Origin of the sequence: Polaromonas sp. DSP2-3-2b2 (genome assembly GCF_049895905.1) — a bacterium.
Taxonomy (GTDB): Bacteria; Pseudomonadota; Gammaproteobacteria; order Burkholderiales; family Burkholderiaceae_C; genus Polaromonas.
Genome location: NZ_JAFCTH010000001.1, coordinates 274744 through 296611 on the forward strand (window position 1 = coordinate 274744; position 21868 = coordinate 296611).

19 protein-coding genes, 1 pseudogene and 2 riboswitches are annotated in these 21868 nt (G+C 54.1%); of the genes and pseudogenes, 12 read left to right on the forward strand and 8 right to left on the reverse strand.

What is annotated here, in order from left to right:
- Positions 1-67 precede the first annotated feature (67 nt).
- From ACP7AD_RS01310 to ACP7AD_RS01350, 9 genes are all read left to right on the forward strand, one after another.
- Complete coding sequence (locus tag ACP7AD_RS01310) at positions 68-424, forward strand: hypothetical protein (RefSeq protein WP_426146797.1); 357 nt, start codon at positions 68-70, stop codon at positions 422-424.
- Positions 421-1950 (forward strand): lipopolysaccharide biosynthesis protein, encoded by a 1530-nt coding sequence (locus tag ACP7AD_RS01315; RefSeq protein ID WP_426146795.1) that lies wholly within the window; start codon positions 421-423, stop codon positions 1948-1950. Before ACP7AD_RS01310 ends, ACP7AD_RS01315 begins: the two co-directional genes overlap by 4 nt.
- 11 nt (positions 1951-1961) lie before the next feature.
- Positions 1962-3449, forward strand: coding sequence for an O-antigen ligase family protein (locus tag ACP7AD_RS01320; RefSeq protein ID WP_426146793.1), 1488 nt, complete (start codon positions 1962-1964; stop codon positions 3447-3449).
- Entirely contained in the window at positions 3446-4420 is a 975-nt protein-coding gene (locus tag ACP7AD_RS01325) for a glycosyltransferase family 2 protein (RefSeq protein ID WP_426146791.1), read from the forward strand. The genes ACP7AD_RS01320 and ACP7AD_RS01325 overlap by 4 nt, the downstream gene beginning before the upstream one ends.
- A gap of 1 nt (position 4421) precedes the next feature.
- Positions 4422-5498: a glycosyltransferase family 2 protein gene (locus tag ACP7AD_RS01330; RefSeq protein WP_426146790.1), complete on the forward strand. Its 1077-nt coding sequence runs from the start codon at positions 4422-4424 to the stop codon at positions 5496-5498.
- Between the two features lie 248 nt (positions 5499-5746).
- The gene (locus ACP7AD_RS01335; RefSeq protein WP_426146788.1) at positions 5747-6919 is read left to right on the forward strand and encodes a glycosyltransferase family 4 protein; all 1173 of its coding nucleotides are present in this window, start codon (positions 5747-5749) and stop codon (positions 6917-6919) included.
- Entirely contained in the window at positions 6916-8613 is a 1698-nt protein-coding gene (locus ACP7AD_RS01340) for an FAD-dependent oxidoreductase (protein ID WP_426146786.1), read from the forward strand. Before ACP7AD_RS01335 ends, ACP7AD_RS01340 begins: the two co-directional genes overlap by 4 nt.
- Positions 8610-9626, forward strand: a complete 1017-nt coding sequence (locus ACP7AD_RS01345; protein ID WP_426146784.1) for an NAD-dependent epimerase/dehydratase family protein — start codon at positions 8610-8612, stop codon at positions 9624-9626. Before ACP7AD_RS01340 ends, ACP7AD_RS01345 begins: the two co-directional genes overlap by 4 nt.
- Complete coding sequence (locus tag ACP7AD_RS01350; protein ID WP_426146782.1) at positions 9614-10186, forward strand: serine acetyltransferase; 573 nt, start codon at positions 9614-9616, stop codon at positions 10184-10186. Before ACP7AD_RS01345 ends, ACP7AD_RS01350 begins: the two co-directional genes overlap by 13 nt.
- 77 nt (positions 10187-10263) lie before the next feature.
- Here ACP7AD_RS01350 and ACP7AD_RS01355 read toward each other — a convergent pair whose 3' ends face one another.
- From ACP7AD_RS01355 to epsA, 8 genes are all read right to left on the reverse strand, one after another.
- Positions 10264-11070 carry a WecB/TagA/CpsF family glycosyltransferase gene (locus ACP7AD_RS01355; protein ID WP_426146780.1) on the reverse strand — a complete coding sequence of 269 codons (807 nt, stop codon included), beginning with the start codon at positions 11068-11070 and terminating at the stop codon, positions 10264-10266.
- Between the two features lie 318 nt (positions 11071-11388).
- Complete coding sequence (gene epsG / locus ACP7AD_RS01360; RefSeq protein ID WP_426146779.1) at positions 11389-12300, reverse strand: chain length determinant protein tyrosine kinase EpsG; 912 nt, start codon at positions 12298-12300, stop codon at positions 11389-11391.
- On the reverse strand, positions 12297-13694 hold the full coding sequence (gene epsF / locus ACP7AD_RS01365) for a chain length determinant protein EpsF (RefSeq protein ID WP_426146777.1): 1398 nt from the start codon (positions 13692-13694) through the stop codon (positions 12297-12299). Before epsF ends, epsG begins: the two co-directional genes overlap by 4 nt.
- 6 nt (positions 13695-13700) lie before the next feature.
- Positions 13701-14552 carry a polysaccharide export protein EpsE gene (gene epsE, locus ACP7AD_RS01370; protein ID WP_426146775.1) on the reverse strand — a complete coding sequence of 284 codons (852 nt, stop codon included), beginning with the start codon at positions 14550-14552 and terminating at the stop codon, positions 13701-13703.
- Between the two features lie 288 nt (positions 14553-14840).
- Positions 14841-15662 (reverse strand): glycosyltransferase, encoded by an 822-nt coding sequence (locus ACP7AD_RS01375; protein WP_426146773.1) that lies wholly within the window; start codon positions 15660-15662, stop codon positions 14841-14843.
- A gap of 215 nt (positions 15663-15877) precedes the next feature.
- Positions 15878-17077 carry an XrtB/PEP-CTERM-associated polysaccharide biosynthesis outer membrane protein EpsL gene (gene epsL, locus ACP7AD_RS01380; RefSeq protein WP_426146772.1) on the reverse strand — a complete coding sequence of 400 codons (1200 nt, stop codon included), beginning with the start codon at positions 17075-17077 and terminating at the stop codon, positions 15878-15880.
- Between the two features lie 147 nt (positions 17078-17224).
- Positions 17225-18649: an undecaprenyl-phosphate glucose phosphotransferase gene (locus ACP7AD_RS01385; RefSeq protein ID WP_426146770.1), complete on the reverse strand. Its 1425-nt coding sequence runs from the start codon at positions 18647-18649 to the stop codon at positions 17225-17227.
- On the reverse strand, positions 18642-19430 hold the full coding sequence (gene epsA, locus ACP7AD_RS01390) for an XrtB/PEP-CTERM-associated transcriptional regulator EpsA (RefSeq protein WP_426146769.1): 789 nt from the start codon (positions 19428-19430) through the stop codon (positions 18642-18644). Before epsA ends, ACP7AD_RS01385 begins: the two co-directional genes overlap by 8 nt.
- A gap of 370 nt (positions 19431-19800) precedes the next feature.
- On the opposite strand from epsA, the pseudogene ACP7AD_RS01395 reads away from it, so the two are divergent.
- The 3 genes and pseudogenes from ACP7AD_RS01395 to gcvH form a co-directional block, all read left to right on the forward strand.
- Positions 19801-19905 (forward strand): annotated as a pseudogene (locus ACP7AD_RS01395) (TRAP transporter large permease subunit); the annotation flags it as partial.
- Between the two features lie 122 nt (positions 19906-20027).
- Positions 20028-20131: riboswitch (glycine riboswitch) on the forward strand.
- A gap of 20 nt (positions 20132-20151) precedes the next feature.
- Positions 20152-20253: riboswitch (glycine riboswitch) on the forward strand.
- 45 nt (positions 20254-20298) lie between these two features.
- On the forward strand, positions 20299-21444 hold the full coding sequence (gene gcvT, locus ACP7AD_RS01400) for a glycine cleavage system aminomethyltransferase GcvT (protein ID WP_426146767.1): 1146 nt from the start codon (positions 20299-20301) through the stop codon (positions 21442-21444).
- 47 nt (positions 21445-21491) lie between these two features.
- A complete protein-coding gene (gcvH, locus tag ACP7AD_RS01405; RefSeq protein ID WP_426146765.1) occupies positions 21492-21863 on the forward strand; it encodes a glycine cleavage system protein GcvH in 372 nt (123 codons plus the stop codon).
- Positions 21864-21868: the final 5 nt, after the last annotated feature.

Here is a 21868-nt window from a genome sequence, read left to right on the forward strand (position 1 = left end):
CCAACAAACTTGAGCTTGTTCAAGTAATGGGAAATTCATGTGCAGAGCACCGTTTTCGACCGTATTCATGGCTGCCCTGCTCGGCGCGTCATTCTCTGTGCCTGCGCACAAGTCGGCGGATGCCAGTATGGCACCCGCAGCGGTTGCCAGCGTCAACGGGCCTTCCGGCATTGAGCATTTGGGTACCGACAAGGCGTCCCGATCAAACACGGTATTGACTCCCAGACAAAATCCGGCTTCAAGCCAGATTACTTTGTCAGCCGATCTGGACGTGGACCGCATTGCGCCCAGCCCTTTGCTTAACCCCACCGCAACTACGCGGACCCATTCCGGATGGCGCTACACAGCGGCCCTGCTTGGCACCCTGGGAATCATCGGCACCATCGCCGTTCGGCGCCGCAAACCGGGAAAGCCCTGGGCATGAGCGGACTCGGCCAGTCTGGCGTCACCGCAGTCAAATGGAGCGCTGTCTCAACGCTGGCACGTTTTGTTCTGCAGCTGGTCGCCCAAGTCATCCTGGCCAGAACCCTGGGTCCAGAGATTTTCGGGATTTTTGCCATCGGCATGGTCGTGCTGACCTTTGCCACTTTTTTTTCAGGATTCGGCTTTAGCTGGAGCCTGCTTCAGCGCACCACGCTGTGCGACGAGGACGTGCGTTTTGCATGGACATGGCAATTGGTCGTCGGCCTGATCACCATGCTGGGCGTCTATCTGCTGGCGCCAACACTTGCCGCTTACTTCAGGGAACCCAGAGCCCAATCGGTCATTGAGTGGCTTTCGGTTGCTTGCCTGCTTTCCGCCGCGGCCGCGCCTGCCACTTACCTGTTGCAGCGCGACCTTAACTTTCGGGCCGGTGGACTGATCCAGGTGGGCAGCTACATGGCGGGCTATGTCGCCGTCGGCGTGCCGATGGCGATTTCAGGCTGGGGCGCTACCTCGCTGGTGGCTGCCTGGCTGGTTCAGGCGGCGGTGGTTCTTGTGGCGAGCTATATCGTCAAGCCGCATGCGGTACGCCCTCTTTTCTGGTATGCCGATGCAGCCTCTGCGGTTGGCACGGGCCGGGCGGTCTTCCTGACCAATATCGTCAACTGGATGCTGAACAACCTGGACCGGGTCATGATCGGCCGTCTGCTCAATGCACAGGCACTGGGTCTGTACAACGTAGCCTACAACCTGGCAGCGATGCCCAACAACTTGCTGCTGGGCGCACTGCAACCTGCATTTCTGGCAGCGGGCGCGCGCCTGCAAACCGAACTCGAACGCCTGGGCCGTGCCTATTTCCAGATGCTCGCGACGATTTTCGTTCTGGTGTTTCCGGTTTTCGTGTTTCTGGCGCTCGTGTCAAATGATGTGGTGCAGCTGCTCTATGGATCGAAGTGGAGCGATGCCGGATCGGTCTTGAGCATCCTTTTCCTGAGCATGCCTGCCTACGTGATCTGGGGTCTTTCCACGCCGGTTCTCTGGAACACAGGTCGCAAGTACTACGAGTCGGTATTGCAGTTGCCGATTCTTGCCATGGGCGCACTGGGTTTTTACTTCTTTGCGAATCAGGGAATTCAAGCCGCAGCGACCGTCGCGGCCTTGGTGCTGGTGCTGCGTGCATTGGTGATTGGCACAACTGCGTTTCGGGCGCTTAAGTTGAGCTGGATTGAATTGCTGCCCAATGTGGGGCGCGGAATGATTCTCTGTGCCTTGTGCGCCATTAGCGTCAAGGCAGGTCAGGCGGCCGTATCGGATTACGCAATGCCGCTTCTCTCACTGACAGCCAGTACGTTCATGGCGCTGTGCATGCTGGCATTGCTGCTGGTTGTTCGTCCACAGTTGCTGGGCATTGAAAGCGCGATCATGGTGATCAGATTTTTTCCAGGACTGGCTCCGTTGTTGAGCCGGGCTGGTCCGGGCATGCAACAGGGTCCGATCATTGGCCCTGCAAGCGAACAGCGTCTCTGAGGTCCGCTCCAATGCAAGAAACCATTTCCCTCTTTATTCTCGTCGCAGCCGGAATTCTGGCAGCACTGGCGGCCACCACAGTCATGGCCGGCACCGTTCAACTGACGTCCCGTCGTTCGCATGGCTACCTGCATCTGATTTTTTATGCGATGGTCGTGATGGTGGCGCTCAGTACATTGTTGTCAGATCGCAATCTGTCTTTCGTCAACCTGAATGTGGAGGATGGTCCCGCAGCACCGCGTCATCCCATCATGCAATGGACTCAGCCGCTGCTTTCGCTGTTGATGCTGACGGTCGCGGGCGAGCGAATTCTCAGCTATTGGCTCCGGCGAGAAAAAGCAGTCCATGTGCCTTTAGCGCTGCTGTTGAGTTACATCGTTTTCTGGCTGGGCACCGTAGCATCACCTGCATTTCTCGGGGCGCATCCCAATATCAGTCACGATTACGCCTATCCCCTGGTCATTGGAATTGCAGCGGTAATGGTGACAGGCGTTGAGCGCAACATGGCATTCAAGGCCGCGCGCAATGTTCTGTTTTTATTCATGGTGGCAAGCTTGCTGCTAATTCCGATCAAGTCGAGCCTGGTGCTCGACACCACTTACACGCAGGGCTTGCTGCCGGGCGTGCCGCGCTTGGCCGGTCTTGCAGCGCACCCGATATCTTTGGCGATCTTTTCCCAACTCGGATTGATATGCCTGTTGACAATTCCTTATGAACAGAGGTGGCTGAATCGGCTGGCTTGGGGAGTCGGACTGACGGTGCTTTTTCTAGCTCAGTCCAAAACCACCTGGATTGCTTTTATCCTGAGCTGGATTTGCATTGTTGCTGTGCGGCAAGGTCCAACCTTCTTGCGCCGTGCCGGTGACCCGGTTCGTCCGGAATTCGGTATCGTTTCAATTTTGATGATGATGCTGGCAGTACTGGCCGTGGGCCTGGTGCTGATGTTCGGCGACCTGGGAACTCGCATCAGTGTTTTCTTCAACAGTGCCGAAGGCGCGCAACTTGCTTCATTGACGGGACGCGACAAGATTTGGGCTATTGCCTATGACGAATGGCAACGCAATCCAATATTTGGTTACGGCCCCTTGATCTGGGCAAGCGACTTCCGGATCAGTATTGGCATGCCCAACGCCACCCATGCACACAACCAGTTCATGGACGCCTTGTCGCGCTCGGGTACCGTGGGTGCAGCGGCACTGTTACTTTATGCATTGGTGTTGCTGGTTCTGTCGGTGGGTTATGCCCGCGAAAGCAAAGGACTGACACTGGCATTGTTTGTTTTGCTGGCCTTGCGTTCTGTCAGCGAGGTTCCGCTTTCCCTCTTTGGCTATGGCCCTGAATTCGTTGCCCACGTTCTCTTGCTGATAGGGCTCGCGGCGAGCGCCAATGATGTTCGTATCCGAACATCCCAGGCAGTTCAAGCACAAAAATATACCGGTGCATTTTCAAAATGTCCTCCAGCAAGAAATCCGCTTAGTGCTGCAAAGACACGTGCATGAAGTTTTCCGTTGTGATTCCGCTCTACAACAAGGCGCCTTACATCTGCTGCGCGGTGCAGTCGGTGCTGGCCCAATCGTTTACGGATTTTGAGGTGATTGTGGTTGATGACGGCTCCAGCGATGGCGGGGCCCAATTGGTCAAGGCCATGACCGACCCTCGCATTCACGTGGTGCACCAGGCCAACGCAGGTGTTTCGGCAGCCAGGAACCGCGGCATCGCAATGGCACGAGGCGAATGGATTGCGTTTCTTGATGCCGATGACTGGCATCATCCGCGTCATCTTGAATGTCTGCTGAACGCCCACAAAGCCTGGCCGGACGCAGATGCAGCAGCTACAGATTTCATCATGGTTGCCGATGCGCAGGGCCCCTGGCCGCCACCTTGGCCGACATGTGCTGAAGTTCCCGAGGTGGAAATCATCACGGATTTACCGCGCCGGTGGATGATCGGGCCGTCGCTGTGCAGCAGTTCCGTGGCGGTGCGAAGACAGCGTCTGCAGCAGATGCAGCCATGCTTTCCGCTTGGCGAATCGAAGGCCGAGGATCTGGACTTCTGGTTCCGTCTGGGCGAGCAGACTCCGATTGCCTTGGCACATGCGCCACTCGTGGCGTATCGCATTGATGTCGATGGAAGCCTGTCAGCCCGGCACACGGTGATCAAGGTGCCCCGCTCCATCGAACGCATGGAGGCTCGCGCTGTATCGGGCGTCATGACGGCGGCACAACGCCATTCGGCCTTATGGTTTGTTGCGCAACACAAGTTAACGCTGGCCCGTCTTGCATTGTCATCCGGTGAGCGCGTTCAGGGCCTGAAATGGCTGATCAGGGGACGCCGTGCCGCCACCAGCAAACGCTGGTGGCTGACAGCCGCGATGGCTTGTTTCTGCCCGCAAGCGCTGGTGACCCATTGGGAGCAGTGGCGCACAAGCCGCAGGTCCCTTCACGCCAGCATCTCGAATGTCGGACACTGATATGAAACCCGAAAATTTCTCCAACAACTTTTCGGCAACGGACTGCCGGGTTTCAATCATCATCAAGTCGCTGAATGAAGAAAAGCGGATTTCAGCCGCCATCGAAAGCGCATTGCGTGCAGTCCGCTGGGTGGGCGGCGAGGTCATTCTGGCCGACTCGTGCTCAACTGACAGAACCGTCGAGCTGGCACTGGCGTATCCCATACGCATTGTGAAGCTTGCCAATGCTGATGATCGCTGCTGCGGTGTCGGCCCGCAGTTGGGTTACCAGCATTCGCGCGGGGAGTTCGTCTATCTTCTCGACGGTGACATGCAGATGCTCGAAGGCTTTCTTGAAGTCGCACTGGACTTCATGCTGGCGCACCCCGATGTCGCTGGCGTGGGAGGCCAGCTGGTTGAACTCAACACCGAAAGCCTTGAATACATTGCCCGCAGCGCGCAGACGCGCGCTCATGTGAAACCTGGCGCTGTCGACCGGCTCGACGGCGGCGGACTGTACCGGCGCAGTGCCATTGAGGCGGCAGGATACTTTTCCGACCGCAATCTGCACAGCTACGAAGAGTTTGACCTGGCCATTCGGCTGCGCAGCCTGGGCTGGAAACTATGGCGCCTTTCCATGGACGTCGTTCATCACACGGGGCATGACGCACCTCCCTACCACTTGCTGATGCGGCGCTGGGATACCCACTACCTTTGGGGTCTGGGGGAACTGGTCAGGGCTTCAACGGGTCAGCTTCGCCTGAAGATGGTACTTGAAGGTCTTCGCGAACTTTGGATTTACCTGGGCATTCTTGGATGGTGGGCGTTTTTGCTCAGCATTGCGTTCTGGCCGCTTTCCGGAATCGCGCAGTTTGCCTGGTTTGGCGCATCACTGGCAGCGCCGTTTGCCCTGATGATCTGGCGCAAGCGTTCGTTCTCCAAGGCACTTTATAGCGTCGTTTCCTGGTGCTTCAATGCCGCAGGGCTGGTGCGTGGTGTTCTGCGGCCGCGGCGTGCTGCCAAAGTACCTATACCGAGCCTGATTCTCAGGGAACCACACGGCTTGTCATCTGTTTCAACGCCGGGTGTTCCGCAATGAAGAACCCCGCCCCTACGGACGGGTATCAGAGGCGGCCAACACCCGGCGACACGCCTGCGTTCGCCTTGCAGTGGGATTGCCGCAAGCGGCGGTAAATTCCCCCGCCACGATTGAAGCAATATCGGAATGCAACAGCCTCTCTGTAAAACTAAATTCCTATGGTGCTGATCGAATCGCCAATGATTGATTTTCTCAAATGAGCCCTCTTCAAAAGACCAGGTTTTTCTTTATAAAGCTCTAAAGCAAAGATGCAAATCGAATCCATGCAACGCGCAGTTTTTAGCGAACAGAGGAGCAATTACATTTATATTGCCTGCCCCTGGACGCCCAAGGGCGGAGGCATGTTCAAGGTCGCGGACTATTTGATCCAGGCACAAGACCATAACGCTCTTGGTGCGGCCGCATTGCGACCGCTCGATACACGCGGCGGGGGAAATGCGCTTTATTCGTTCTGGATTCTGGCGACAGCCCTGGCGAAGCTGGTGCGCGGTCGATTCAGCGGACAGTTGGCAGGCGTTCACGTCAACATGGCCGAGCGCCTGAGCCTGTTTCGAAAAAGTGTGGTGGTGGTGACATGCCGTGCGCTTGGCATTCCGGTAGTGCTGCACCTTCATGCCGCGCAACTGCACCACTTCTACCGCAAATTGCCAAGTCCCCTGCAGGGTCTCACACGCTGGGTGTTTTCGCTTCCTGCAACCTGCCTGGTGCTTGGTGGCGAAGCGCACCGCTTTGTCACCGGGGAGTTGCTGGTTCCCGGCAATCGCGTGGAGGTCATGATCAATGGGGTTCCCGAGCCCACCCACCATAGGCGCAAGGCAGGCGACAGCCTTGTCCAGCGGGTGCTTTTTCTCGGTAACTTGTCAGAGCGCAAGGGTGTTTCAGACCTTTTGCAGGCGCTCGCCTTGCCAGGATTTGACATTTCCCGGCTTGAAGTCACGCTTGCTGGCGGAGGCGACATTGCGGCTTACCAGGCAGCAGCACTTCAGCTTGGCATTGGCGGTTTTGTGCGTTTTGCTGGCTGGTCAGATCAGCATCAGGTTTCGCAATTAATGGCTCAGGCCGATGTGCTGGTCCTGCCTTCCTATGACGAGGGCTTGCCTCTGGTGATTCTTGAAGCGCTGGCCAATGGCGTGGCTGTCGTGTGTACGCCGGTGGGTGAAATACCGGCCGTTCTCAGCAATGGTGTGAACGCCTGCTTTGTCCAGCCCGGCGATACCTCCGGAATCGCGATGGGGCTGCAGCGCGTCCTGAATGACCCGATATTGAGGCAGACGCTTGAACAAAATGGACGCAAGCTTTATGAAGAAAAATTCTCCCTCAACCGGTTTTTTGTCAGCCTGGCAAGAATTCATCAACGCCACTTTGGCGCGGCAGGTCAAGTGCGGATAGACAGCACGTTGGCTCAAAAGGAAGCTCTGTGATCGCCAATGCCGACAGCATTCCCAACGAAGCATGCCTTCAGGCTGATGTCTGCATTATTGGGGCTGGTCCTGCAGGCATAGCGCTTGCGCTGGACCTTTCAGAACGCGGATTTTCAGTCCTGATGCTGGAGTCAGGGTTCATGAAAGAAGACAGCAGGACACAGCAGCTTTACGAGGGTGAGGTTGTGGATGACAGACTCCACAGTCCGCCCGACAAATACCGCCAACGCCGTTTTGGTGGCTCTAGCGCCATCTGGGGGGGGCGCTGCATGCCCTTCGATCCTCTTGATTTTGAAACCCGCGACCATGTGCCCCACAGCGGATGGCCCATTTCTTACGGAGACTTGCTGCCTTACTACCCTCGCGCCAACGAACTGTCGGAGGCGGGCCGCTTCAGCTACCGCGCAGAAGATGCGCTCGGGTCCGATGCGCTGCCCCTCATTCGCGGTTTTGACAGCCAGCGCGTCCTTACCAATGGACTGGAGCGCTTTTCCTGCCCGACCCACTTCGGCAGCCGTTACGCAAAGCAGCTTAGCCTGGCGCCCCATGTCCAGGTATTGTTGGGCGCAAATTGCACAGGAATTCGACTGCAGCCGCAGGGCAATGCGGTTCGCACTGTCGAGGTGACCACACTCGCAGGCACTCGCTTTTCAGCAATATGCCGTGCCACCGTTCTGGCCGTTGGCGGCCTTGAAACGGCCAGACTGCTGCTGGCTTCGCGTGATGTGGCACCAAGAGGTATCGGTAATTTTCATGATGTGGTCGGTCGGTACTACATGTGCCACATGGCAGGCAATGTTGGCCGGCTCACAATTTCAGGACCTCCGCAGAATGTGCGGCATGGTTACGAGTTAACGCCCGAAGGAATCTATTGCCGTCGCAGGCTGGCGGTGGCGCCTGCCGAGCAGCGACGCCTGGGATTGGCCAATGCGGTGGCCCGTCTTCATTTTCCGCGCATCACCGACCCGGTCCACCGCAACGGAGTGCTCTCAGGACTCTTTCTGGCGCGCAGGCTGATCAGTTACGAGTATGGCAAACGACTCAATGATGGCAACCGTGCAACAACCGCTGCCGACTACGTCCGACACTTGCTCAATGTGGCCACCGACCCTGTGGACACCACGGCTTTCCTGATGCACTGGCTGAGTCACCGTTCGCTTGCTGAACGAAAATATCCATCGGTTATCTTGCGAAATCGCACCAACCGCTTCAGCCTGGAAATGCATGGCGAGCAAATTCCGCAGGCGCAGAGCCGGGTCATGCTCAGCGATAAAGTCGATGCGCTTGGCATGCCGCAACTCCGTGTTGACTGGCGATACAGCCCTGCAGACATTGACTCGATACGCGGCACCCTGGACGTACTGTCACAGGAGTTTGCAGCGAGTGGCGTCGCCCGGTTCGAGTACGACGCTGAAAGCCTGGAAGAGGACCTGACACGCTTTGGCGCTTACGGCGGCCACCATATAGGCACCACGCGAATGGGCACTGACAAGCGTACCAGCGTCGTCAATGCCCAATGCCAGGTCCATTCAGTCAATAACCTCTTTGTCGCTGGTAGCGCCGTTTTTCCCACTTCAAGCCAGGCCAACCCGACACTCACACTCATCGCCCTGTCGCTACGGCTTGGCCACACGCTGGCGCAAAGATTAGGCACGCCTCGCCCGGCAACAGTCATTGAGGAGGCATTCGCATGAAGATACTTGTATTGGGAGGCTCTGGCCACATTGGCAAGCGGCTGCTTGAAACGCTGGCGAGCGCTTCGAGTGACAGGCCAACTGGAGCGTCACGAGGGCTCGCAGTATCTCCCCCACCAGGGGTGGACTGGATAAAGCTCGACACTTGCAACGTTTCCGAGTTGACAACTGCCCTGCAAGGCTTCGACGCCGTCGTGAACTGCGTCGCAGGCGATGCCCGATCTATCTCACAAGGAACTCAGGCGCTGACACAAGCCGCACGGCAGGCAGGGAATCCGCGCATCGTCCACCTGAGCACCATGTCGGTGTACGGACCGGTGGAGGGCAATGTCCAGGAAAATGCGCCGCTCAACCCCGAACTGGGCTGGTATGGGCGTGCCAAGTGCGAGGCCGAACACTGCATTGGCGACTATGCACGCCAGGGGGGTGAAGCCGTGGTGCTGCGGCCAGGCTGTGTATTTGGACCAAACAGTGAACTTTGGGTAGGCCGAATAGCCCGCTGGTTGCAGGCCGGACGGCTGGGCGATCTGGGTGTAGGGGGCGATGGCTGGTCCAACCTGGTCCATGTGGACGATATTTGCCAGGCTGTGATGGCGGCGCTACGGTTGCCGGTCAAGCCAAAGGAATTACCCGTCTTCAATCTGGCGGCTCCTGACAGTCCGCGCTGGAATGCGTATTTTGTAGATTTGGCGCTGGCGCTGCAGTTCACCCCGGTCAGGCGAATCAGGCGGCATCAGCTCCAGTTAGATAGCTGGCTGGCCAGCCCGCCACTCAAGCTGGCCCAAATGCTGTCAAAGCGCTTCCAGTGGCCAGCTTCAGCATTGCCCGATTACATGCCGCCCGGATTGATGGGCCTCTGGGCACAACATATTCACCTTAATGCGACACAGGCAAGCCAGCGACTTGGCCTGGTCTGGACCACCTACGCCGCAGGCTTGCAAAGTTCGGCTGCCTGGGTGGGCGTGCATGATGATTATTTATCAACGAAAGACCGTGCGGCATGCATGCGTTGAGAGCAGATACCTATCGTTTATTTGGGCGCTTCAACTGGTTGCTGGTGGCTAAGGCGGTGGTGTCGAATCAAGCTTTTTTTGTTCTGGCTACCGTACGTTTTTGCCAGTGGGTCCAATGCCAGTCATTTGTCTTGCGCAAACTTTTTCTGCTTCCGGCAAGGCTCCTGCACTTGCTGGCAGGACTCATTTCAGGCATTGAACTCCCTTGGCGGACAGTGATACAACCAGGATTGGCCCTGACCCATGGGCGAGGCATCGTGGTCAATGTGAATACATCTATAGGAAAGAATGTGACGCTGTTCCACGGTGTCACATTAGGCCAGCGCGACTCTATTGCCAAGGATGGAACCAGAAAGACCATCTATCCAGTCATTGAAGACGACGTGTGGATCGGGCCGCATGCCATCGTCGTAGGCGTGAGAATTGGCAAGGGTAGCCGTATCGCAGGTGGCGCCTACGTTTTTGAAGATGTTCCGCCTCATTGCGTAGTGGTTGGCAATCCGGGAAAGGTTGTTAAAACCGACTGCACTCCAGATGTTGTAAACCGCTGGGAAGGCTGATGGGTATTCCAAATCAATCCGGCTTCCGTCAGCGGGCAGACGACTATTGCGGTTTTTTTAACTGCTAAAAAACATCATCACTTAACAGCAGAGGTGGAAGTCTTCGCTTGCTTTTTGATAGCCTGCCGTTCCAAACGCTGGCTGAAAGCGGGGAAAACCATTGCCCGCGCCAGGAAAACCAGATTGCCGATCACGTAGCGCTGAAAGAGTCTTCGTGGCTCCATTTGCAAACGAAACAGCCATTCCAGGCCACTTCGACGCATCCACAAAGGCGCTCGTGATGTTCTGCCACCCCAGAAATCAATGATCGCACCGCCACAAATGATCAGGCACGGGAAAGCAAGCCTTGACCGTAATGCGATGGCGGCCTCCTCCTGCCGCGGCATGCCCATGCCCAGAACAATCAATGCCGGACGGCACTCAGCAGCTAGCGAGATGTAGGCACTGTCATCAAGAAAGCCGTCTGCGCGTACACATCTGCTTTGGGGTGCAAGGTTCTGCTTAACAAATTCCACTCCAGATTCCAGGTAAGGCTCCTGGGTACCTAAAAAGGCAATGCAGCGACCGTTGAATTGACCCACCACCTCTGGAATCAAGTCGGTACCGTTGAGATTAAGACCTGGCGGTATGTTCAGCTGGTTAAATAGAGTTTCCATACCTGAACCATCGCGAAGTACAGTGTCGGCAGCGCAAAGCGACTCAAAAAAAGATTCGGATTTGGTGAGCAAATTCATTGCATGCGCATTGGCAAACGCCAGAATCAGAGGTTTTTCCGGATGACTCAATTTTTCAAGCAATCCTTGCTTGTTGCCAGGCGTGTGTATTCTCTCGATTTTTTGAACCAGCTTTGACCAACGCCACTTCCAGTTATTGCTACGCTCCATGAAAATTCCTAAATAAACGTAGTATCAAAAATGCGCGTTGAATGTTGAATCCGCTTTCAAATTTGATCGCTGAAAATCAGACTTGGCGTCAATGACAGGTAAAGCTTGGGGAAAGGCATAGAGAAGCGCATAGTTGTCAAACTAGAGCGCATTCGATTTGGCCAGAAAACAATTTTATGCATCAGATATGCCTCTTGCGCAAACGCAGTCTGCACAAGCAGCTATAAATTTCGTAGCAAAAATCGCCGAATTCCCTGAAAGGGGGGTCGGAAGGTCAGGGTGATTCCACGCTTGCATGGCATTGCCGCAACCTTGGACTCAAGTATCGTTAAGTACCGATCCCACCAGAGTGACACCAAATTCGCGCAAACTATGGGTGAACTGCCCGAGCTGCGCCATGGAACTTTTGTCCTGCCGCGCCACGATCAATGCAGCGCCTGTGCGAACCGCGACCGTATGTGCATCGGCACAGGCGCTGGCCGGCGGCGTGTCAATAATCATCACATCAAAATCTTCACCTAGTGCAAGCAACAATGTTGAAAAACTCTGGCGGCCAAGCAGTTCTTGAGGATTGGGAGGAATTGCACCTGCCGTCAGAACCGACAAATTCGGCAATGCATCGACACTCACAATAGCGTCTAATCCGGCCCGTCCCACAAGAATATCCGACAGACCAGCCCGTTGTTTTCCAAGACTGAAAAGCATGTGCTGACGGGGAACCCGCATATCCGCATCGATGAGCAAGGTTCTCTCGCCGAGTTGCGAGAAGACAATAGCCAGATTGGCGGCAATGTAGCTGCGGCCGTCACCAGGACCTGCGCTGACTACGGCCAGACCTTTGTGGTCGACACCGTTGTTAAACCAGCGCAGCATCAACTGACTTCGAAGCATGCGCAACTCCTCGACCTGAGGACTGTCAGGCTGGTACGCCGCTATAAGTTCGTGACTCAGGCTGCTGCCCGAAGGAACATAGGAATAGTGAAACTGGACAGACAAGGCAAACCGCACATCGTCTTCGGTCAGCAGGCCCAAAGCCCTGCCCGCTTCACCAAAGCGCACACCATTTTCCCGCTGATATGTCAATATTTTGTCGGCATTTCCAATGGAAAGCCTGCCCGAATCAATCAATATCGACCCCATGGGTCTCGCATGACCTGTTTCAGCCAGTGAATTGCTACTAATTTTCGCCAAAGGGATAGATCTGACGGTCTGCGAATTTTGCGTTGTCATGCGGGACTTCCATTAGGCAATGCCAGATGGCCTGGACCGCCCGTCGTGCGGCGTTTTCCGCCGTTTGAAGAAATGCTTGCAAGCACGGGAAGGTCTAGCATCTGCATGAGATCCTCGCTTGATCTGATACGACGGTTCATGAGTTCGAGCACCATGGCGTAACCCACGCCAAGCAGGGTTCCTAAAAATGCGGCGATCAGCAGATTCAGCGACAGTTTAGGGCTGGAAGGATCAATCGGAGCCAACGCAGTATTCAATCGAACAACATTCGTCTGATTGGCCAGGCTTTGCAAACGTGTTTGCGACGCACTCTGGCTGACTGTTTCGTAGGCACGTTGGGCGGCTTCCACATCGCGTCGGTAAACGTTAAGCTCATCACGCTGCTTGTTCAGCGCAAGAACCCTTGTCTTTTGCGCGTTGACAGAGGCCTGCAACTCGCGCTCGCGATCTTTACCAACCTGATAGGACGTTTCTATCGATGCAGAAATACGATTAGATTCGCTGGCAAGACGGCTTCTGAGCGATGCAAGTTCGGCTTCAGAACGCTGACGCAAAGGATGATTCACGCCCAAATTTACATTGTTTTCGCTGACTTTTGCTTCGAGACGAGCAATGTCGGCTTTAAGGCCGTTGATCAAAGTGCTCTGCATCACCTCAGCAACCGTGTCGCCGCGCGAATTGCGCTTGCTTTGACTATCAGTGGTTTCACCCTGCACGGCCGTAAGTTGTGTCGAAATTTGAGCTAGCTTGGCAGATTCATAGTCGACTCGCTCATCGGATGAAACGATGCCGGCCTTTTGTTGGTAGTCTGATAAACGGGCTTGAGCATCTTCCAGTTTTGCACGTGAAACCTTGGTCTGTTCGTCAAACCATGTGGCGTACAAGCGCGCAGGTTCAGTTTTCAAGGACAAATTGGTGTCCAGATAAGCTTGCGCAAAGGCATTGGCCACTTGTGCAACATGCTCTGCATTTCCGCCTTTGTAGGTAATGTTGATGACATTGCTTTCCCGTGCAGGTTGAACCAAGAGTCTGCTTTGCAGATCCTTGGCAATCCATGCATCCAGAGAGCCCCTGCCCTCGGTAGCCTCTTGCCAGGCAGCTTTTGTTTCCTCGTCTTCGTCAAGTTTGAGCATCTTTACGACCCGCTGAGCGACCAGATCGCCTCCAATGATGTCTACCTGGGTAGCCATATAGCTCGGAGCGATGACACCGGACATTCCAGCGCCAGCTACTGGATCTGGCGTTCTGACGTCAACCAGCAAGGAGGTCTGGGCAATGTATTTACTTCGCATCAACAAGCTGGCAGCCAATGCAGCAGCTAAAGCAATGGCCAATACCAAGAGAATGACCCGGTAACGGGCCCGAAGAATGAGGAAAAACTGGTGAAGGGTCATAACAATTTAAAAGAGGCTTTCGCGGACATAAATGACATCCTCGGCCTGAATTGAATCGGTTAGCTTCGGAGTGGTTTCCACAACATTGCCATTGAGATCACGCCGATGCAAGCGCAACCGGTTTTGGCTACCACGCACCGTAGGCCCGCCGCCCGAAGCCAAGGCTTGCATCATCGACATGCCGCGCTCAATGCGATAAGGACCAGGACGCTGCGCTTCACCATAGATGTAAAAAACTGGCGCCTTGTTGACGTAAAGGGTGTCGCCGCCAGACAACACGATGTCGTTGTCTGATTTGTCGTTCAAAAACAGCGCAGGAATATCGATGACCTTGCGAAAAGGCTTGTTATTACGCTGACCCGTGACGATGAGCACATCGTCGCCCAAGGCGGTCGTGCCTCCCGCAGCCGCAAGCATATCGCTTACGCGGGTATTGAGTGTTTCCAAAGGAAAGCGGCCTGGTTTGCTGACTTGCCCCAGAACCGCCACCTGACTACCCCGGACCTGCCGGAGAACGATGTTCACTTGCGGAACCTTGACGAAACCGCCGGTGCGCAAGGCATCGGCGATTTTTTTCTCTGCTTCGGAAATAGTTAACCCACCAAGCTGGAGGGTTCCTACTAGGGGATAGCTGATGACTCCGGTTTCTGAGACACGGGCGTCCACGGAAAGGTCAGGACTCTGGTACACCTGAACGCCAATTGAATCGCCCGCACCCAAGCGGTAATCTTGCTGGGTTTGCGCTGCCGCAGCTACCGCCGCCCCCCCCGCTGGAGAAGGCTGGCTCGACTGTGAAAATGCAGTCAAGGCAAAAAGGAAGAAAAAAACCGAAGCAAGAGAGCGAATGAAGATATTCATCGTTGCGCCTTTGGATGAACTATGAAAATGAAGTTACATCTTAAGTTGGCAGGTGAAACATCTGCAATAGCCCTTTCTTCCTAATGCTTCAGCTGTTTACAGAAAAAGCAGCATAAAACGTTCTCAATAATTCTTTGCAAAAAACCAATTTTTACCTGTAATCATTTATATGATAAAACTGATAAAATTTAAAACAGTTTCTTTTGCTACAAACAGCCTATAACTTTAATCATTGAATCAAATCTAAAAACAGGTTCAATTTTTAATTAATTAATCGCCAGAAAACTTTTAAGACAAGTTCAGTCTCTTCAAATGGGCAAGATACATTAAAAAAGCTTCCCGCTCTTTTTTGCAGGAACCTTTGTTTTTAATGGTGGCTAAAAGATGCTTTGCATTCGCCCGCTTCATCCATGGCTTTTGAGGTCCGACAAAATGAACAACATGCACGTCTTTTAAGTTGTTATCAACCTCGCCAGACATCTGGTAACCATGTCGATCAATATAAGCATCAAGATCAGAGAAAAAAAGATTGTAGCCACCATCAAGATGGAGATCCTTACGATCAGGCCAGTCGGAATAGTAAGCATTGATAATATCCTGATCACCTATTTTATTACTGCCAAGTGCGCTCACCTCCTGTAAAGCACGATCTACCACTCCAGTCATTTTTTCGGGAAGTTGATTCTCGGGCTCAATTACCATGAGACCTGAATTGAGTCGTGTCCAGTCAGGATGCTCCAGCTGACCAGCGGCCACAGCAGAGAGATGAGATTTTTCAAATAGCTCATCAATATTTTTCAGGACGATCATGTCGCTGTCAAGGTAAACGAGCTTGGCAAAGCTTGTTAGTCCAAAAAGATGAATCTTGTCAAAAGTATTCCCCCAATGCCCAGAGTTTTCCTTGAAAGTCAGCGGTATTTTTACAGGCAAGGGAAGCCTCACAACATACATGCCTCTGTCTCTCAATTTAGCATCGACCTCCGGAGGAATACTCGAAGAAATTGCAACCCAAAAAGGATAGGAAGAATTGGTACGCTTCACCGAATCGTGCAACACAATCACACCCGGCAAATAGCTCATGGTACTCAACAAAGTTATATAAGCTTTCATTGTTTGTATGTTGCACGTCAAATTAGAGATTTGACTAAAAAAAATGCAACACCAAGCAACAGGAGAAAATATTAAATTCGTGATAGGTAACAATCTTCAGTCCAAAAATGACTATTGCCTGGAACTGTCAGTCTTAGACTAAGACTGACAGTTCCAGGCAATTAATAATTATTGGTTGAAAAATGCAGGTGAATAATTATGAATCGAGCAGAAAGTTAAAAGCTTGCCAGAACTGAAAGGTTAGCACCGTGACTTTTGTAGTCAGCCCCGGACTCATTGGATTTACGCCGGTCTGTGAATACAGAAGTCGTAACTTTGACTGCGCGAATCACTTCCCACTCAAATCCCAGTATGGCTAAATCGGTGGTATCGCGACGATTCGTTGCAACAAAGCCAGGCAAAGGGCCTTTGTAATTTCGCACGCCATGGTCATAACGGAATTTGACTGCTGTTTTTTCTGTAGGCTTCCAGGTTGGAGCGATAAAAAATCGATTCCCCTGAAAGTAACTTATATTGTTGGTTTGGTAATCTCCCAACTCCCGCACCACCCCCCCATTAACAGTGGTCTTTCCGGTTGCCATCCAGGTGGCTTCAAGCTGGCCAACGAATCCAGAAAAATCTCTGGCTGCAAGTCCATCATGCGCCCGGTCGAAATAAGCAAGCCGGGATTGAATAGTCGTTTTCCCAGTGATTGGCCAGACAAGCTTGAACTCATGCTCGCGGTCCTTGAATTCGCTGGCAAATGTAGAAGATGAAACCCGGTTTGGATATTCACCTTGCCCCTGCTTCAGGCGATAGGCGAACGAACTGTCTGACGCAAACACGTATCTGACGCCAGCTTCTACTCCGCGGACCTTTGAATCACCTTCAAACGTAAAAGCCTGGCTGTTCGAACTGCTGCGCTCGAAAACACCCCCCAGAACACGCCATGGACCGTCAATTGCATATTCAGCATCCAGCAAGGTCAAGCGATCGGTTCGGCGATTGAGCTGTCCCTGATTTTGCACATCGGCGGTATTGTCGGTGTACTCCTGCCGATCTGTTGTTAAATTTCCATACAACGCTGGCGTGACACTCCAACGCCATGCGGCTGCATAATTTACGGCCGTAAAGTCAAGCCTTGAGAAATTCTTGTAGCTATAACGGTTGGCATTAACATCAAGCTCAAACCGCTGCAAACCGTAGCTCTTGTCGATTTTCGCGCCAATTGTTGTGACGCCAAAATGATCTGAACGCGAAGGCGAGCCAATGACTGCCTGGCTATCAACGGAATCAGACAAACGAAACACGTTGCTGTCGTATTGCCAGGTTTGGCCGACCCTGAACTGGAATGTGTCCAATTCATCAGCTTGCACGTCTAAAGTCATTACGCCTGCCAGAGCCAAATTCAATACCAGCAATTTACGAATCAACATTAATAGCATCCTATTTCAGGAGAAATTTAAGAAAACTCAAGACAAGCCAGAGTGCAACCGAGTTGTCGCATAGTTACACCTATTACGATCTTAACCTTAATTTAATGATCTCAGCAATAGTTCTTTTGATCCATTGAAAATTATTCTTCAATACGCTGCACTGTCCTTGAAGACCAGCCGGATGGTCTTCAGGACAATGAAAAGATCCAGTTGCAAGGACCAGTTTCTCAAATATTCGAGATCATAATCAATTCGCGCTTGCATCTTGTCCAATGTCTCGGTTTCTCCGCGATACCCGTTTACCTGAGCCCAGCCGGTAATCCCCGGCTTGACTTTGTGCCGCACCATATAACCCTTGATGAGGGTTCTGTACATCTCGTTATGCGCGACTGCATGGGGTCGCGGACCCACGATGCTCATTCGTCCTTGCAACACGTTGAAAAACTGCGGCAATTCGTCCAGAGAAGTCCTTCGCAGGATCGCACCCAGCTTTGTGATGCGTTGGTCATTTTTTTTCGCCTGCTGAATGACACCGCCGTCTTCCGCCACGGCCATTGACCGAAACTTAAAGACGAGGATTTGCTCACCATCAAGGCCATACCGGCGTTGCTTGAAGATAGCGGGTCCTGGGGAACCCAGCTTGACCATGATGGCAATAAGAATCATGACCGGAGAAACAAGCACAAGAATGAGCAAGGACAGGACGATGTCGCTTGCACGCTTCAAAATCCCATTGAGACCCCTGAATGGTGTATCACAGACAGAGATCACGTTGACACCGCATACCGAGTCGCTTCGCCCTTGAATCAGGTCCGTGATGAACATGTCCGGAACAAAATAAATAGAAGCTGTGGTGTCCTTGAGGTCATCAAGAATTTGCAAAACCCGTGGACGTGCAATCATGGGCAGGGACAGGTAGATGTACTGAATCCGGTACTTTTTGACATAACCGGCAAGCTCATCTATTTTTCCCAAAAGCTTGTAGTTGCCCTGTTCGTCCCGCCTTACTTCACTGCGATCGTCAAAAAAGCCTCGTATTTCCATACCCGAATAAGCAGAGTCGCTGATATTCTCGGCTAGCGAAACGCCCTGAGTGTTCATGCCGACGATAACGACCCTCTGGGCAGGGCCTTGCATTTTCAACAGTTTGGCGGTGGTTGCACGAAGCGTCAGGTTTCCAGCGATCTGGGCAAGCGGGGCAATCCATAACCAGTTAATGGTGGCACCTACCGGAAATCTGAAAAGATAATCGGTTGCAAACCCCACCAGAATCAAAAGCCCGGCGATCCAGAACCAGTGGAACAAAATATTGAAAATCATCCGCTCCACGGACAATCTCAATCGCGAGGCACCAGGAAATGTCAGGGAAAAAACAACCACCGAAAGAATCAGATAGGGCGGATTGATCGATCCCTCAAAATAAAATGCCAGAACCCAGAGCGATAAAATTAAAATAGCTGGATCAAGAGCGCTTTCAATCATTCTAAAAAGATAGCTTCTGCCCAGACCCGAGCGTGGCTCCCGGTTATTTTTCCAGGCAGCAGCCGACTTTGTCCCATGAATTTCAACCATTAAAGGTTACCCCGTTAATTTTTGAAACGGCCTGGGCACGATTGAATACATTTAATTTCTGAAAAATCCTCTGCATGTGATTTTTTACCGTAAACCCACTGATATTCAAAATACTTCCAATTTCGGAATTAGTTTTTCCCATGGCGACCCAGTCCATGATCTGGATTTCACGATCGCTCAGGCCAAAGGCTTCGTCCTGGCCGACCCGAAGGGATTTCGGAAAGGGTTTTTGCTGCTGCGGCAGCTGGGTCACCTGGCGCAATGCGCTGTCGATCACCGGCATCAGCACTTTAATGGCGGTGCTGGCAGGCTCCGGCGGAATGGCCTGGCTGCTGAGCAGGACGTAGAGGCACTCACACTGAGCGCGTTCGTCGCGCATGCCGTGAATCAGTCCCCAACGCATGTTGCGCAAGGCGCTGCTGAATGAACCGGGCAGGCTGGCGTTGCCCAGAAGGTATTCAAAGTTGCGAAAGTCCAAGCTGCTTGGCTGCCTGCCTCCGAAAACCCAGCTTTCGTGGAATTTTCCCAACAAAAACGGCAATCCATCAGTGCCAACGGCGTAGGAACGCACGCCCGGCAGCCTAGACACGATGTCGTGCCGGATTGAGCCTTCCTGAAAATTTCCCCATCCCGCAAGCAAAATCTCGTGGGGCATGCATTGCTGAACGTCGCCCTGCAACCATTGAAGTAGGTCGATGTGTCGTCGAATGGCCGCGGCACCTTCGATCAGCTTGAGATAGTGCCCGGAATCGCCAGACACAGGAGTCATATGACTCTGCATTTTTTCTTCCCCTTGAGTATGTTTCGTCGTCTGCGATGCCGATAGCATCGATGAAATGCGGAGCCTTGAGGCGACTTTATATCAAGCCTGCGCACAGGACGTACAACAATTTACAAGGCGTCAAGCATGCCGCAACGGGCCGGGAAACTTCTCCCGAATTGTCCACGTTACTTGTCATCCAAAATCTGCAGATGCATGTAACAACATTGGAACGACTCCATTTGCAGGGCATCAACTGCTTGCGTAACCACGAAATTAGCGGGTTTTTGAGCGAAAACCTGCGCGCGTCAGGACAAGGCCTGCAGCAAGAATGAAAATTCTTGCGGCGCATTGTCGTAATCGAAAAACTTTTGCGACCCATCACCAGCACATCATTCTTGGCGACATTTACGGCGGCATTTTCACGCCGACCGAAGCCGCAACCGTCACGGTGTTTTATGCCATGGTGGTCGGCTTAGTGATTTACCGCGAAATTTCGTGCTGGTGATTCTGGCCTGCCTGATGGTGATAGCCTATGTGCCGCAGTTGTTGCTGGCATTGCGTGACCTGTTGTAGGCCAAATAGAACCTTCGAAAGCGCGGCGTTGCTCGGCTACACTTAAAAGCGTCAGGAGAGAGTTTTCCCAGAGAAAACCGCCGAAGGCGCATGCGCCACCCCCAATGGTGGACTGAACGCTCAGGCAAAAGGACTGGCAACCGCCCCGCTGTATCGACACTGCAGGGCGTTCCCTACTGGAGAGAGGCCGTTGTCAAGGCGGTCCACCGAAGGAGCAAACCTGCATCGCCAGGCGAATCTCTCAGGTAAAGAGGACAGCAGGGGCAGCCCATGGTTTTTGGCCATGGATTCATGTTTGCCCCTGGAGAATGCCATGTCCGTTGCCCCGTCAGCCCCCTTGCTCAACACGCCGCTGAATGATTTGCATGTGGAACTTGGCGCCCGCATGGTGCCGTTTGCAGGTTATTCCATGCCGGTGCAATACCCGGCCGGCCTGATGGCCGAGCACCTGCACACCCGCAACGCCGCCGGCCTGTTCGACGTGTCGCACATGGGCCAGTTGCGGCTGGTAGGGCCGGACGCAGCCGCCGCCTTTGAAAGCTTGACGCCGGTGGACGTGATCGGGCTGGCGCCGGGCAAGCAGCGCTACGGCCTGCTGCTGAACGACGACGGCGGCATCATCGACGACCTGATGTTCTTCAACCGCGATTACGCCAACGGCGGCGACATCTTCGTCATCGTCAACGGCGCCTGCAAGGCGGGCGACATCGCCCATATCCAGGCCAACATCGGCCAGCGCTGCGATGTAATTCCCATGCCCGAGATGGCGCTGCTGGCGCTGCAGGGGCCGCAGGCGGTCACCGCCCTGCAGCGCCTGGCGCCCGGTGTTGAGCAGTTGGTGTTCATGACCGGAGGCCGCTTCAACGTCGCGGGCTGCGACTGCTTTTTGACCCGCAGCGGCTACACCGGCGAGGACGGCTTTGAAATCTCTGTGCATGCCTCAGAGGCCGATACGTTGGCGCGCGCGCTGCTGGCCCAGCCTGAAGTCAAGCCGGTCGGCTTGGGGGCGCGCAACTCGCTGCGGCTCGAAGCCGGCCTGTGCCTGTACGGCAACGACATCGACACCACGACCACGCCGGTCGAAGCCAGCCTGAACTGGGCAATTCAGAAAGTCCGGCGCAGCAACGGCGCGCGGGCGGGCGGATTTCCCGGTGCCGACAAAATCCTGTCCCAGCTGGACAACCCGGCCACCTTGACGCGAAAACGCGTCGGTTTGACGGCGCTGGAACGCATTCCGGTGCGCGACCACACGGCTCTGCACAGCCTGGATGGCGCGCCCATAGGCGAAGTCACCAGCGGCCTGTTGGGCCCCACGATCAACCAGCCTGTCGCCATGGGCTACCTGCAGCCCGATCTGGCGGCCATCGGAACGCGCGTGAATGCCATGGTGCGCGGCAAGCCGGTGCCGATGGAAGTCACGGCGATGCCCTTCGTGCCCACCCGTTATCACCGCGGCTGATTTATCCTTTCCCTTCCTTTTTTCATACACCCTCCTGGAGAACCCGCATGACCGTCAAGTACACCGAAGACCACGAATGGCTCAAGCTTGATGCCGACATTGCCACCGTCGGCATCACCGTTCACGCGCAGGATGCGCTGGGCGATGTGGTGTTTGTCGAACTGCCCGAAGTCGGCGCGACCTTTGCCCAGAAAGACACCGCCGGCGTGGTCGAGTCGGTCAAGGCTGCCGCCGATGTGTACATGCCGGTCAGCGGCGAAGTCATCGAAGTCAACGAAGCCCTGCGCGGCGACCCGTCGCTGGCCAATTCAGACCCGCTGGGCGCCGGCTGGTTTTTCAAGGTCAAGCTTTCAGACGCGTCGCAGCTCGATGCCCTGATGGACGAAACCAGCTATACCGCTTTCTCCGAAAACGCCTGACCCAG

Bases quoted from the DNA above. Each gene is read 5' to 3' on its own strand.
- ACP7AD_RS01375 (WP_426146773.1), bottom strand. From the start codon at position 15,662: ATGAAAGCTTATATAACTTTGTTGAGTACCATGAGCTATTTGCCGGGT.
- ACP7AD_RS01330 (WP_426146790.1), top strand. From the start codon at position 4,422: ATGAAACCCGAAAATTTCTCCAACAACTTTTCGGCAACGGACTGCCGG.
- ACP7AD_RS01335 (WP_426146788.1), top strand. From the start codon at position 5,747: ATGCAAATCGAATCCATGCAACGCGCAGTTTTTAGCGAACAGAGGAGC.
- epsE (WP_426146775.1), bottom strand. From the start codon at position 14,552: ATGAATATCTTCATTCGCTCTCTTGCTTCGGTTTTTTTCTTCCTTTTT.
- ACP7AD_RS01345 (WP_426146784.1), top strand. From the start codon at position 8,610: ATGAAGATACTTGTATTGGGAGGCTCTGGCCACATTGGCAAGCGGCTG.
- ACP7AD_RS01385 (WP_426146770.1), bottom strand. From the start codon at position 18,649: ATGGTTGAAATTCATGGGACAAAGTCGGCTGCTGCCTGGAAAAATAAC.
- epsG (WP_426146779.1), bottom strand. From the start codon at position 12,300: ATGACAACGCAAAATTCGCAGACCGTCAGATCTATCCCTTTGGCGAAA.
- ACP7AD_RS01320 (WP_426146793.1), top strand. From the start codon at position 1,962: ATGCAAGAAACCATTTCCCTCTTTATTCTCGTCGCAGCCGGAATTCTG.
- ACP7AD_RS01325 (WP_426146791.1), top strand. From the start codon at position 3,446: ATGAAGTTTTCCGTTGTGATTCCGCTCTACAACAAGGCGCCTTACATC.
- gcvT (WP_426146767.1), top strand. From the start codon at position 20,299: ATGTCCGTTGCCCCGTCAGCCCCCTTGCTCAACACGCCGCTGAATGAT.
- ACP7AD_RS01350 (WP_426146782.1), top strand. From the start codon at position 9,614: ATGCATGCGTTGAGAGCAGATACCTATCGTTTATTTGGGCGCTTCAAC.
- gcvH (WP_426146765.1), top strand. From the start codon at position 21,492: ATGACCGTCAAGTACACCGAAGACCACGAATGGCTCAAGCTTGATGCC.
- ACP7AD_RS01315 (WP_426146795.1), top strand. From the start codon at position 421: ATGAGCGGACTCGGCCAGTCTGGCGTCACCGCAGTCAAATGGAGCGCT.
- epsL (WP_426146772.1), bottom strand. From the start codon at position 17,077: ATGTTGATTCGTAAATTGCTGGTATTGAATTTGGCTCTGGCAGGCGTA.
- ACP7AD_RS01310 (WP_426146797.1), top strand. From the start codon at position 68: ATGGCTGCCCTGCTCGGCGCGTCATTCTCTGTGCCTGCGCACAAGTCG.
- epsF (WP_426146777.1), bottom strand. From the start codon at position 13,694: ATGACCCTTCACCAGTTTTTCCTCATTCTTCGGGCCCGTTACCGGGTC.
- epsA (WP_426146769.1), bottom strand. From the start codon at position 19,430: ATGCAGAGTCATATGACTCCTGTGTCTGGCGATTCCGGGCACTATCTC.
- ACP7AD_RS01355 (WP_426146780.1), bottom strand. From the start codon at position 11,070: ATGGAGCGTAGCAATAACTGGAAGTGGCGTTGGTCAAAGCTGGTTCAA.